The sequence below is a fragment of the Methylobacterium sp. E-012 genome, from assembly GCF_057836545.1.
In genome coordinates this window covers 2036103-2048607 of record NZ_JBYQEY010000001.1, presented here as the reverse complement: position 1 = coordinate 2048607, position 12505 = coordinate 2036103, and the positions used below count along the sequence as shown (strand labels likewise).

At 68.8% G+C, this 12505-nt stretch carries 11 protein-coding genes; 6 read left to right on the top strand and 5 right to left on the bottom strand.

Annotated elements, in window-relative coordinates:
* Nucleotides 1–247: 247 nt before the first annotated feature.
* Nucleotides 248–595 carry an MFS transporter gene (locus AC3IF1_RS09770; RefSeq protein WP_243970226.1) on the bottom strand — a complete coding sequence of 116 codons (348 nt, stop codon included), beginning with the start codon at nt 593–595 and terminating at the stop codon, nt 248–250.
* Between the two features lie 268 nt (nt 596–863).
* Nucleotides 864–1760, bottom strand: coding sequence for a LysR family transcriptional regulator (locus AC3IF1_RS09765; RefSeq protein WP_243970228.1), 897 nt, complete (start codon nt 1758–1760; stop codon nt 864–866).
* Between the two features lie 118 nt (nt 1761–1878).
* Here AC3IF1_RS09765 and AC3IF1_RS09760 point away from each other — a divergent pair, with 118 nt between their 5' ends.
* The 5 genes from AC3IF1_RS09760 to atzF are packed head-to-tail and all read left to right on the top strand — an operon-like array spanning nt 1879 to nt 7229.
* The gene (locus tag AC3IF1_RS09760; RefSeq protein WP_489217382.1) at nt 1879–2829 is read left to right on the top strand and encodes an ABC transporter substrate-binding protein; all 951 of its coding nucleotides are present in this window, start codon (nt 1879–1881) and stop codon (nt 2827–2829) included.
* Nucleotides 2826–3689, top strand: a complete 864-nt coding sequence (locus AC3IF1_RS09755; protein ID WP_489217381.1) for an ABC transporter permease — start codon at nt 2826–2828, stop codon at nt 3687–3689. The genes AC3IF1_RS09760 and AC3IF1_RS09755 overlap by 4 nt, the downstream gene beginning before the upstream one ends.
* A 5-nt stretch (nt 3690–3694) precedes the next feature.
* Nucleotides 3695–4477, top strand: a complete 783-nt coding sequence (locus AC3IF1_RS09750) for an ABC transporter ATP-binding protein (RefSeq protein WP_489217380.1) — start codon at nt 3695–3697, stop codon at nt 4475–4477.
* Nucleotides 4477–5391, top strand: a complete 915-nt coding sequence (locus tag AC3IF1_RS09745) for a polysaccharide deacetylase family protein (protein WP_489217379.1) — start codon at nt 4477–4479, stop codon at nt 5389–5391. Before AC3IF1_RS09750 ends, AC3IF1_RS09745 begins: the two co-directional genes overlap by 1 nt.
* Nucleotides 5392–5423: 32 nt before the next feature.
* Nucleotides 5424–7229, top strand: a complete 1806-nt coding sequence (gene atzF / locus AC3IF1_RS09740) for an allophanate hydrolase (protein WP_489217378.1) — start codon at nt 5424–5426, stop codon at nt 7227–7229.
* Between the two features lie 228 nt (nt 7230–7457).
* Here the strand turns inward: atzF and AC3IF1_RS09735 are convergent, their stop codons facing one another.
* The gene (locus tag AC3IF1_RS09735) at nt 7458–8423 is read right to left on the bottom strand and encodes a GlxA family transcriptional regulator (protein WP_489217377.1); all 966 of its coding nucleotides are present in this window, start codon (nt 8421–8423) and stop codon (nt 7458–7460) included.
* 117 nt (nt 8424–8540) lie between these two features.
* Between AC3IF1_RS09735 and AC3IF1_RS09730 the strand changes: the two genes are divergently transcribed.
* Complete coding sequence (locus AC3IF1_RS09730) at nt 8541–9218, top strand: HD domain-containing protein (RefSeq protein WP_489217376.1); 678 nt, start codon at nt 8541–8543, stop codon at nt 9216–9218.
* A 437-nt stretch (nt 9219–9655) separates the two neighbouring features.
* Here AC3IF1_RS09730 and AC3IF1_RS09725 read toward each other — a convergent pair whose 3' ends face one another.
* Together AC3IF1_RS09725 and AC3IF1_RS09720 are read right to left on the bottom strand one after the other, a co-directional pair.
* Nucleotides 9656–10627, bottom strand: a complete 972-nt coding sequence (locus AC3IF1_RS09725; RefSeq protein WP_243970240.1) for a transporter family protein — start codon at nt 10625–10627, stop codon at nt 9656–9658.
* A 602-nt stretch (nt 10628–11229) separates the two neighbouring features.
* A complete protein-coding gene (locus tag AC3IF1_RS09720; RefSeq protein ID WP_489217375.1) occupies nt 11230–12498 on the bottom strand; it encodes an MSMEG_0569 family flavin-dependent oxidoreductase in 1269 nt (422 codons plus the stop codon).
* Nucleotides 12499–12505: the final 7 nt, after the last annotated feature.

The window sequence follows — 12505 nt, the reverse complement described above, 5'->3', positions numbered from 1 at the left end:
GCCCAAAGGGCCGGCACAGGGTCTCCGCGCCCCTCAGCTTAAGGGCACCTTAAAGGCGCAGCGGCTCGCCGCGGAACGCGTATGGGTCGAGGAAAGGCGGTGACGTGGGACGTACCGAGCCTGTCGTTGTGTCCGTCGAAGAAACGCATCGTCTTCTCCGTCGCCTCTTCCCGCTCGGTGATGGGGCCCTGAAACGAAGGGCGTCCCCCTGAGGGACGTGTCGGCCGTCGGTCACGCGGCTCCGCGGTCAAGCAGGGCGGGGCAGTTGGTTGGCCGGCATCACCAATGCCCCCACCGCCAGCAGCCTGCCCATCACCGACATGCCGGTCACCATGCTGCCCGTCGCGATCTTCACGCCGAGGATGATAGGGTTGAAGGCGCCGCCGGGCACGCCCACGACACCTATGAAGGCGACGCCACCCGGCGCGGCGCTGCGGTCGAGATCGTCGGCCGGGATCGCCCACGGCACTGTGTACGACGCCCACATCATCGCGGTGGCGAGCGTGATGCCGGGCAGCGCCACGGGAGGGCGAGGGACACCCCCGGCGATGCGGTCGGGGTCCACGAAGCCGTGGCCAAGTTCCTGGCTCGTCATGGGGTCAAACGGCGAGCGTAGACCCTGTCGAACCTGATGTGTTCACAGGCGGTGACCCCTCCCCGACCCGGGGTCCGCTTCGAGAGCGCAGAGGGCGGCGCGGAAGGCCGATTTGGGCGCGAGGCTGCTGTTCGGCTTTCCGTCCGCTCGATGTGACCACGCTCATGGACGGATCTCTCTGTAGACCCCCATCGTCGTGGCCTCTGGTCCTTCGAAGCCGAGAGGCCCGAGATCGACCACCGTTGGCACCCTCGGGCGGTACGACTCGTCAGGCGGCGTCCCGGTTCAGCCGAGCAACAAGCTGATCGGCAAACTTCGCCGCAGCCACGGAGAGTGACCGCCCGCGCAGCTGCGCGAGGACCAGTGTCATCGGCGTCAGATCACGGACGTCGATTGGACGGCTGTGCAGGCGCGCATCCTGGGGGATTCCACTGGGGATCTGCAAGCTGATCACGTCCTCCCGCGCAGTGAGATTGCGCAGGAACTCCAGCGAACCCGATTCGACGACCGGGCGAAGCTCGACCCCGCGCCGCGCGAGCGCATGCTCGATGTGGTGGCGGATGGCGAGCGAATGGTCGGGTAACGCCAGGGCATGGGCCAGGCACTCGCGCAGCCGTACGGGTCCGGTCTCCCGCGCCAGCGCATGTCCCTTGCGCATCAGCGCGCACAGGATCTGGTGACCGGAGAAGAGGAGATGCAGCTCCGCCGAGGGCGGCGGCTGCAGGATCAGGGCGAGATCCGCTTCGAATGCCGCCAGGGCGGTCACCGCCTGCGCGTGGTCGCGGACCTGGACGGTGAAGCCGACCTGGGGAAACTTGGCGCGATAGGCCTCAACCTCCTCCGGCACCACCTGCGTGACGAAGGCTTGACTGCAAGCCAGACCCACATGTCCCCGGCGCACCCCCGACAGGTCGGCGATCTGCGATCGCACCCGGTCGAGATCCGCCGCCTGGTCACGGATGTGACGGGCGAAGAGCTCGCCGGCCGCGTTGAGGCGCATCCCCTGCGGGAGGCGCTCGAAGATCGGCGTGCCCAGCTCGTATTCGAGCTCTTGGATCTGCCGGGTCAGGGCCGACGGCGTCAGGTTCAGCCGCTCCGCCGCGCGCCGAATCGACCCGGCGCGGGCGACTTCCGCGACGTATGTGAGGGTGCGCAGACGCTTCACACCGGTATCCTCCGGTGCCGTTGCCCAGAATGCAACGGCACGCTCAGGGAATAGCACTTCCTTGCAACAGGGCGCGCGCCTAGCATCGATGCGATCAGGACCCTGCAGGAGCCGTTCGATGATCCGCCGACGCACCCTCCTGGCCGGTCTCGGGGCCGGCCTCGCCCTCGGACCCCTGTGCGGCGCCCGCGCCCAGGGCGCGCCCGTCACGATCCGGATGGGGTCGCTCAAGCTGATCCACTCGATCGCGCCGAGCTTCTACGACCGCTTCACCCCGGCTGGCGTAACGGTTGAGGTGGTTCCCTTCGAGAGCCCGACCGAGTGCAAGAACGCCGTCGTCACCAAGTCGGTGGATTTCGGCACCTTCGGCATCGCCGCTGCCACCCTCGGGGCCGCCGCGGGCGAACCGATCGTGGTGATCGCCTCGACCTGCAATCGCGGGATGGCGGTGATCGCCAGGAAGGATTCCGACATCCACGCGATCAAGGACCTGCGCGGCAAGCGGGTCGCGATCTGGCCCGGCAGCACCCAGGAGGTGTTCGTCCTCGAGCGGATGCGGATGGAGGGACTGTCCGTGAAGGACATCACGCCTGTGCGGATCTCCTTCTCGGAAATGCACATCGCGCTCGCGCGCGGCGACGTCGATGCCTATGTCGGCGCCGAGCCCGGACCGGGCGTCAGTCTCGCCTCCGGCGTCGGCCAGCTCGTCGAGTATCCCTACGGCACCGAGATGGGTGCCCTGAACATGGTGTTCGGCGCCCACCGCGACACGCTGACCGAGCGACCCGATCTCGTCCGGACCATGCTGGAGATCCACCGCAAGGCCACGGATTTCGCGGCCGGCGACCGCGACGCGATGATCGCCATGGCGGTGGCAAAGCTAGGTCAGAAGCGCGAGGCTCTGCAACTCTCGGCACCGAACGTCGAGCTAACCTGGCGCCTTGGGCCGGACGAGGTCCGGCAGGCCGGTGCCTACGCGCAGCACATGCTCGCGCTCAAGCAGATCAAGCGCCTGCCAGAGCCCGGCTTCATCGACACACGGTTCGTCGATGCCATGGGGCGGGCGTGAGCACCGGAATCGAAGTCGGCGGGCTGCCGGTATCGGCGACCGTGCCGCAGGCGCCCCGGGCCGACCGGACCGGCGTCGCGCTCGCGCGCCTGAGCCGGCTGGCGCTAGCCTGCATCGTGCCGGCCGTGCTTCTCACGGTCTGGCAGCTCACCACCGCCGGCCGGCCCTACAGCCTGATCCCGCCCCCCGCCGATGTCTGGGCGGAGATGCGGGATCTCGCGGTCGGCGGCATCAACGACGATGCCTTCAGCGGTACCCTCTGGACCCATCTCGCGGCCTCGCTGGGGCGCGTTTACGGCGGCTTCGCCCTCGCGGCCGCAGCCGCCCTGCCGCTCGGCTTGCTGATCGGCCGCATCCCGCTGATCCGGGCGCTCCTCGATCCGGTCCTGCAGGTCCTGCGGCCGGTGCCGGTCACGGCGTGGCTGCCGCTGGCGATGATCCTGTTCGGGCTCGGGCCGCGATCGGCCTTCTTCCTGGTGTTCCTCGGGGCGTTCTACCCGATCCTGGTCAACACCGTGTTCGGAGTCCGCGCGGTGGAGCCACGCCTGTTCGAGGCGGCGGCGATGCTGGGCTGCACCGGGCCGGCCCAGTTCCTCCGGGTGGTGCTGCCGGCGTCCCTGCCGTCGATCTTCACGGGCCTCCGGCTCGGCCTCGGCTTCGCCTGGGTGGTGATCGTGGTCGGCGAGATGACCGGCGTCCAGACCGGTCTCGGGGCGATCATCATGGAGGCGCGCCAGCTCTCGCGCACCGAGATCGTGATTTGCGGCATGGCGGTGATCGGCGTGGCGGGCTTCGTGTCCGATTGGCTGGTCATGCTCCTGGGCCGGCGGCTGCTCGCCTGGAGCCCGACCCATGGATGACTCCGATGGCTGATCCGACGATTCCGATCCTCGACATGCGCGCGGTCTCGAAGACCTACGCGGTCGGCGGCCGCAGGATCGAGGCTCTGCGCGAGGCCGATCTCACCGTCTCCCGCGGGGAGTTCGTCTGCCTGCTCGGCGCGTCGGGCTGCGGGAAGTCGACGCTGTTGCGCATGGCCGCCGGCTTCGAGACGCCGAGTTCGGGCGAAGCCGTGATGTGGGGGCAGCCCATCGCCGGTCCCGGGCCGAGCCGCGGCATGGTCTTCCAGGATTACGGCCTGTTCCCCTGGCTCACCGTGCGCGACAACATCGGTTTTGGCCCGAAGGCCCGCGGCCGGCCCGCCGCAGAGGTGCGCGACATCGCCGAACGCTACAGCACGCTCGTCGGCCTACAGGCCTTCGCGGACGCCTACCCGCACCAGCTCTCGGGCGGGATGAAGCAGCGCGTCGCCATCGCCCGGGTGCTCGCCAACGAGGCCGAGGTGGTGCTGATGGACGAGCCGTTCGGTGCGCTGGACGCCATGACCCGCGAGCGGCTGCAGGACGAGTTGCTCGACCTCTGGTCGCGCACGGGGCTGACGGTCCTGTTCGTCACCCACGCCATCGAGGAAGCGATCTTCCTGGCCGACCGCATCGTGATGATGTCGCCCAGCCCCGGCCGGATCGAGGCGGTGTACGATGTCGGCCTGCCGCGGCGGCGCGACGTGTCGAGCCCGGCCTTCAACGATCTGCGCCGCATGCTGGCCGCGCAGCTCCACAGTTATCACGCCCCGAAGGCTGCCGCCTGATGGCTACGGGCCCCGACGATCCCCGCCGGCCCGAGAACCGCCTCGCCTACCGCGCCACCATCGACCGGCCGCGCCTGACGTTGCCCGGCGGGAAGCACGTCGCCGTCTGGCCCGTGGTCAATGTCGAGCACTGGCTGATCGACAATCCCATGCCGCGCCAGATCCTGGTGCCCCCCACCGCAGCGAGCCTGCTGCCCGATCTGCCGAACTGGGCGTGGCACGAGTACGGCATGCGGGTCGGCTTCTGGCGCTTCCTCGACGCCTTCACCAGCCGCGGTATCCGCCCGACCCTGTCGATCAACGGCTCGGTCTGCACCGCGTATCCGCGGATCGCTCAGGCGGCCCACGAGGCCGGCTGGGAGTTCATGGCCCACGGCTTCCACCAGGTCCCGACGCACCGGGTCGAGGACCAGCCGGAGATGATCGCCCGCACGCTTGCGGCCATCGCGGATGTCACTGGGCGTCCGCCGCGGGGCTGGCTCGGGCCGGGCCTCACCGAGACCCTCGACACGCCCGATCACCTCCACGCCGCGGGCCTCGACTATGTCGGCGACTTCGTGGTCGACGACCGCCCGTGCCGGGTGGCGACGCGCACCGGTCCGCTCGTGGCGCTGCCCTACTCGGTCGAACTGAATGACATCCCGCTGCTCGCCATCCAGCACCACCGCGCCGACGAGTTCGTGGACCGGGCCCTCATCAACCTCGACCGCCTCGCCACGGAGGCGGCGGGCCCCGGCCCCCTCGGTGGCGCCAAGGTGATGGGCTTTGCGATCCACCCCTACATCACCGGCGTCCCGCACCGCATCGGCCTGCTCGAACGTCTGCTCGATGCTCTCGCGGCGCGCAGCGATGTGGTCTTCATGCAGGGTGGCGAGATCCTCGACTGGTACCGCGCCACCGGCGACGAGTCCTGAACCTTCGCGCCGGTCTGAGACGAGGAGCTGTCGTGCCCCCATTCCCGACGATTCCGCTCCTGCATGCCGCCTATGCCGCGGGCCTCGATCGGCGCGATGTCGTGGCCGAATGCTACCGGCGGCTCGCCGCGGCCGATGATCCCGGCATCTTCCTCGCGCTGGTGCCGGAAACCGAGGTGCAGGCGCAGGCGGCGGCGCTCCCGCCGTTCGATCCCGTATCGATGCCCCTCTGGGGTGTCCCCTTCGCGGTCAAGGACAACATCGACGTGGCCGGTCTGCCGACCACCGCCGCCTGTCCGGACTTCGCCTACGCCCCCGCCGAGACCGCCTACGCGGTGGCACGTCTCCTCGCAGCCGGGGCGATCCTCATCGGCAAGACCAACCTCGACCAGTTCGCCACCGGGCTCGTCGGCCTGCGCACGCCCTATCCGGCTCCGCGCAATGCCATCGATCCGGCCTATGTGCCCGGAGGCTCCAGCAGCGGCTCGGCCGTCGCGGTGGCCCACGGGATCGTGTCCTTCGCGCTCGGGACCGACACGGCGGGCTCGGGGCGGGTGCCGGCGGCGCTCAACAACATCGTGGGTCTGAAGCCGTCCCTCGGGTCGGTCTCGAGCCGCGGCATGCTGCCCGCCTGCCGGACCCTCGATACGCTGTCGGTCTTCGCCGGCACCGTGGCCGATGCCGACGCAGCCTTCCGCGTGATGCTGGGTCCCGACAGCGCCGATCCCTGGTCGCGGGCGCTACCCGTAGCCGCGGCGCCGTCCGGACTTCCCCCCGGCCTGCGCCTGGGTGTGCCGGATGCAGCGGGTCTTCGGTTCGGTGGCGACGGACTTTCGCAAGCGGCCTTCGCGGCGACGGTCGCCGATCTCGAAGTGCTCGCCGGCAAGGGGGCCCCCATTGATTTCGCGCCGATGTTCGCCGTCGCGGCGCTGCTCTACGATGGGCCGTGGGTCGCCGAGCGTTACGCGGCGATCCGCCCGGTGATGGAGACGCGCCCCGGGATCCTGCATCCGACAACGCGGGCGGTGATCGGCGCTGCACATCGCTACAGCGCCGCAGACGCTTTCGCCGGGCTTTACAGCCTGGCGGAGCTGCGCCAGTCAGCGGACGCGGTCTGGGACCGCGTCGACGTGCTGGCGGTCCCGACCTACCCGCGCCCGCAAACCTGCGCGGCGTTGATTGACGATCCCATCGGGCCGAACAGCGAACTCGGGACCTATACGAATTTCGTCAATTTGCTCGACTGGTGCGCTCTGGCGGTCCCGGGGCGGCTCCGCGCCGACGGCTTTCCGGCCGGGATCACGCTTCTCGCACCCCGCGGGTCTGACGGGCTGCTCGTGGCGCTGGGCGCCCGCCTGCACGCCGCGTCCGCCGGCCGGATCGGCGCGGGCACGATGCCCGTGCCCGAGGTCGAACTCGGCTCGGTCCAGGCCGGTCCGGGGGAAATCGAGTTGGCGGTCGTTGGCGCCCATTTGTCGGGTCTACCTCTGAACCGGGAACTGGCCGAGCGCGGCGCTCGGTACCTGCGCACGGTCACGACCGAACCGGACTATCGCTTCTACGCCCTATTGGGCGGGCCGCCGCAGCGCCCGGGCCTGCTTCGGGTGGGCGCCGGCGAAGGGGGTGCGATCGAGACGGAGGTCTGGGCGCTGCCACCCGTCGCCTTCGCAACCTTCGTGGCCGGCATCCCGGCACCGCTCGGTATCGGCACTGTGCGGCTCGCAGACGGGACGGCGCCGAAGGGGTTCCTGGTCGAGGCGGCCGGCGTCGCGGGTGCGGCCGACATCACGCAATTCGGCGGCTGGCGCAGCTACATGGCCGGTCGTGCAGCGGCCTAGCAGACCGGCCGCTCCGTATGCCTCCCCCGAACAGGGAGGATCGGCTCCGCCCGTAGCTCTGCCGGGCCCCTGATCCCGATCGATGGGAATACCCCGTGTGGCTGTCCCTCACGCGGGCAAATCCCGGTGCCTGTGCCGCCATTCATGGCCGAAAGCGGCTGGCCTCCCTCCGGGTAACCACGGCAAGGAAGCGGATGCGCCGCAGCCCGCGCGACGATCAGTCCACCGTCAGGCGGGTGCGTGTCTGCGCCGGTATTCCGCCGGCGTCGTGCCGACTCGGCGCACGAACGCCCGCCGGAGCGTGTCGGCGTCGCGGAATCCGCAGGCACCCGCAACCTGCTTCAGGGGGGCATCCTCGGTCTCAAGGAGCCGGCGGACAGCCTCGATCCGGACATTCTCGACGTAGGCAGCGGGCGTGAGACCGGCCTCGGCCCGGAACAGGCGCGCGAAGTGGCGAGGGCTCATCCCCGCCCGCTCGGCGAGGCGGTCGACGCCGTGATCCTCGGCCGGGCGCGTCGCGACCCAACGCTGCACCTCCTGCAGGGCCGAGCGGCCGGCTGGGGCGCTGACGCCACGACGGCTGAATTGCATCTGACCGCCGCCGCGCTTGAAGAACATGACGAGTTGGGCCGCGACCCGGCGTGCGATCTCCGCGCCGAGGTCCTCCTCGACGAGCGCGAGGGCGAGATCGAGCCCGGCCGTGACCCCGGCCGCGGTTCGCAGCGGCCCGTCGAACAGGCAGATCGCGTCCGGCTCGACAGTCGCTTCAGGAAACCGCTCCGCCAGCACCTCCGCCACGGCCCAGTGCGTCGTCACCCGGCGGCCGTCTAGCAGGCCCGCGTGCCCCAGGAGGAACGCCCCGCTGCAGACCGAGCCGTAGCGCCGGCAGCGCCCCGCAGCCCGCCGGAGCCAGTCCAGGAGATCGGCCCGGATCCGGAGCTCCTGTATCCGGGGTGCGCCCGCCACCAAGAGGGTGTCGAGGCGCGTCAGCTCGGCACCGGGTGCAACCAGGTCCGCGACCAGGCCGCGACCGGACGACGAGATGATGTGGCCAGGCTCCGTCCCGATGATGGCCAGGTCGTAGACATCCCGGCCGCTCTGCGCGTTCGCCTCGGCGAAGACGTCGAGGGGGCCGGCCACGTCGAGGAGCTGAACACCGGGAAGCGCCAGGACGGCGACGGATCGGGGGGCCATGCGGGCTCCATGGCTGACGATGTGCGTACGATGGCAGAAATCGTCGCAACAAGACGATTGATGCCACCCGCGGAACCCCGTAGCTCATCGGGAGGACCGACGCAAAGGAGATCCGCCGTGAGCATCCATTCCGAGGCCGCCATCCCCGATAGCACGCTCGCCCGGGCGATCACCGCGTTCGTCCGCGACACCGAGACCGAGCTGCTCTTCAACCATTCGAGCCGAGTCTATCAGTTCGGGGCGCTCGCCGGCGTCCATCGCGGGCTGACGTTCGACCGTGAGCTGCTCTATGCGGGCGCCATGTTCCACGACCTCGGGCTGATGCCGGACCACAGCAGTGCCGAGGAGCGCTTCGAGGTGGACGGCGCCAACGCCGCCCGCGATTTCCTTAAATCGCACGGCGTGCCGGAGACGGACGTCTACACCGTCTGGACGGCAATCGCGCTCCACACCACACCTGGCATCCCGGTCCACATGCACCCGGTGGTCGCGCTGGTGACGGCAGGCGTCGAGATGGATGTCCTCGGCCTGACCCACGGCCAGTATTCCGACGCCGAGCGGGAGGCGGTCGTCTCGGCCTTCCCCCGCACGCCCGACTTCAAGGAGGACATCATCCAAGCCTTCTACGATGGCATCAAGCACAAGCCGGACACGACCTTCGGCAACGTCAAGGCCGATGTCATCGCCGACAAGGAGCCGGGCTTCGTGAAGGGGAACTTCTGCAGCGTAATCCGGGCGTCCCGCTGGCCCGGCGGCGCGCATGCACCGGGTTGCGGATGCGGGCACCACGACTGAGCCGCCCACCCGCCCGGCGGAGCGTTGCCTTCACCGTGGGGCGCGGCGCGCGATCTGCCTGCCGATAGGCAGGCATGGCCGTCGGGTCACGCTCTTGGGCGAGCGCCGGCGAGCATCCGATGTAGCGGCGCCGCGGCGACGACGACCATGGACGGCACGTCCTGCACCGACCGTCCCGGATCGGAGACGCCGACCATGATGACCCGCCGAAGCTTGAACTCTACCCTGTCCGCGATCGCTGCGCTGCTTCCGGGGACCTTCGGCCCAGGATTTCCCGCGGGCGCGCAACTCAGCATGAACGGGCGGGGCCGAGCGGGTTTAGCTGTTGAGACCGGGCCGCTCGGCCCCTATCGAAGCATGGAACCTGGGAAGGATGTCCACTTCGATACTGTGCGCACTGCGGCCCCGTATGGACCGCGGTGAAGGATTACCGGGCGTCAGCCCTTGCGGACCAGCGGCGATACCACCGCAGCCGGCGCCGGAGGCGTGTAGAGCGGGACGATGAACCGGAGAAAGCCATCGGTCGAGTAGTTGTCGCGCGTCCGTCCGAGGGCGTTCGTGTATTGGGCGCCGGTGACCACGTCGCGGGCCACGTAGGCCTGAACGGTGAAGGCCTTGAAGTCGTAGCCGACGAGGCCACCGACCGCGAAGCGGCCGCGATTGCCGCTCGCCGCACTGAACTGGCTCGTGTCGAAATTGTAGACGCCGTAGGCGATCGGGCCGATCTCGAAGTTCCCGAACTTCTTCGTGGCGGTCAGATCGAGCAGGATGGCATCCGAGAGGCGGATCGGGCCGATCGCGGCGCCGACCGGACCGCCGAAGCGGCCGGGGGTGTCGTAGACGTTGCCGGTCAGGTTGGCGGTGATGTTCCAGCCGTCGCCGGTATAGCTGCCGGCGACGCCGAACCGGTAGGTGTTCGACGAGAGTTGCGGCAGAACCGGCGTACCGGACAAGCCGGTCCCAAGTGAACCGCGGCCGGCATCGAGGTCGTTCAGGTGAACGCCACCCAGGAAACTGACGCCGAAATTGTTGCCGAGGTCGAACGCCCAGATGCCGGCGAGCAGGGTACCGACGTTGATCGAGATGTCCTTGTTGCGCTGGCCGGCGCCGTTGCGGGTGAAGGCGAACACGGTGGGCTGCGCGATGAGGGCTTCGATACGGCCACCGAGCGGGGTCAGCGGGGTCGACCAGAGCAGGAACGGGACGTTGATCGCGGTGTCGGGCGAGAACGGCTGATCGGTGCGACGGTAGATGAAGGTGTCCACCGCGTAGAGGCCCTCGGGCAACGGCGCGCCGGCGGCGAGGCCGACCTGCTCGCCCGGAATCGTTGTTGCTTGGGCGAAGGCGGCCGTGGCGCTCAGTGCGACGGCCGCAGCGCCCGCGAGCGTTGCCGTGATCCTGTTCAGCATCCTCAATCCCCTTTTCGCCGGGCGCGGGCCGAGCGTTCCCGTTCGCCGAAAAAACCCCGGCGCAGCTTTCGACAGGTTGTGTTGTTGGACCGCAGGGTCTTGTTTGTATGGAAACGCGATCAATTTGTACGTATTTCCATATCGACTGTGAGTGTGCCATTGTTTGACTTAGAGTCGACTGTAAAAATAGCGGTCGATACAAGGAGACTTACTCGTGTTGCGTTGAGAGCACGCTTGTCGGCAACCGGACTGGCAAAATGCCGGCACGGAAACGTATGGCTCCGGCATTCCGGCGATGCGAAGGAGTGCGGCCCATCGGAATCCATCCGTCACGCTGGTGAAGGCCTGAGCGATCGACACCCGATGGCGGTGTCTCGTCAGCCTCTCGCAGCGCCGATTCTCCGACCGACCATTCGTCGCGAGATGCGCCATACCCATTGTGCAGCGGGCAGCATTCGATGGGGGATGCATCGAGCCTGATGGGCAGACGCAGCGGCCATCGCCCGCACGCCTCTGAAAGGCGGCACGGCAGCAGGTTTCAGGGCTTCATTTCCCCGCATCGGAGAGGAAGCGACGGAGGCGCCGCCGCGGGGGCACCCGGCCTACACGGCGAACTTCAGGGCGAAGCGCTCAGCGCCGAGGCGTTTCTGGATGGCCTGCGCGACGAACTCGGCATCGCGGCCGACCGCGCCGAAGCGGCCGGAGCCCCAGGTGTTCAGCCAGGGCAGTCCGATGAAGTAGACGCCGTCCTCCTTCGTCACGCCACGCTTGTGTTTGGGGCTCCCCGCACCGTTGAAAACGGACGCGTCGAGCCACCGGAAGTCCGGCGTGAAGCCGATGCACCAGACGATCGCGGTGATGCCCGAGCCCGCCAGGGCGAGGCCTGTGACGGGCTCGTCCGGTTCCCAAACGGGGGTGTAATGCTCCTGTACCGGGGCGTCGACGTTGTTCTCGGCGATGTACTTGTCGATGGCCGCGTTGATGCCGTTGTATGTCCGGTCGGCCGCCTCGAGTGAGCGCTTGAGGTTGTCGCGGAATCGCAGAGTCCCGTCGTCATAATCGTCCAGCACGCCGTAGAGCTTCATGCCCTCCTTGGCGAAGCGGCGCAGGTCGATATCCCGGCCGCCGTCGCGACCGGTCACGTAGTGATTGGTGTTGTCGCGAACGCCGTCGCGCAGCGGATGGTTGTCGACGGTCATCTCGTAATAGCCCATATCGGCGAGCCAAGTGACGACGTCGCGACCGCGGTAGAACCGGGCGCAGCGCGGTGCATCGCCCACCGCGCAATGAACCTTACGGCCCGCCAGATGCAGATCCTCGGCGATCTGCGCGCCGGACTGCCCGGAGCCGACCACGAGGACCTCGCCCTCGGGCAGCTGGGCCGGATTCCGGTATTGGTTCGAGTGAATCTGCGTCACCGTCGGCGGCAGCTTCTCGGCCATGCGCGGGATGATCGGCGTGTGATAGCCGCCCGAGGCGACGACGATCTCGTTCGCCGTGTAATCGCCGTCCGACGTGTGGACCGAGAAGATCCCGTCTTCGGCGCGTGCGACGCGTGTGACCGCGACGCCCTCGCGGATCGGCGGATTCACCTTGGCGACGAAGCCCTCGAGGTACGCGACGATCTCGTCCTTCCTCATGAATCCGTCCGGATCCGGCCCATCATAGGGATGGCCCGGCAGGTCGCATTGCCAGTTCGGCGTGACCAAGCAGAACGTGTCCCAGCGCTGGCTCGACCACGTGTGTGCGGCCGTCTGCTTCTCGAAGACGAGATGATCGATCCCGCGCTGCTTCAGGTGATAGCTGACCGAGAGGCCGGCCTGGCCACCGCCGACGATGGCGACCGGGACGTGACGGGGCGTGGACGTCATGGCTCTA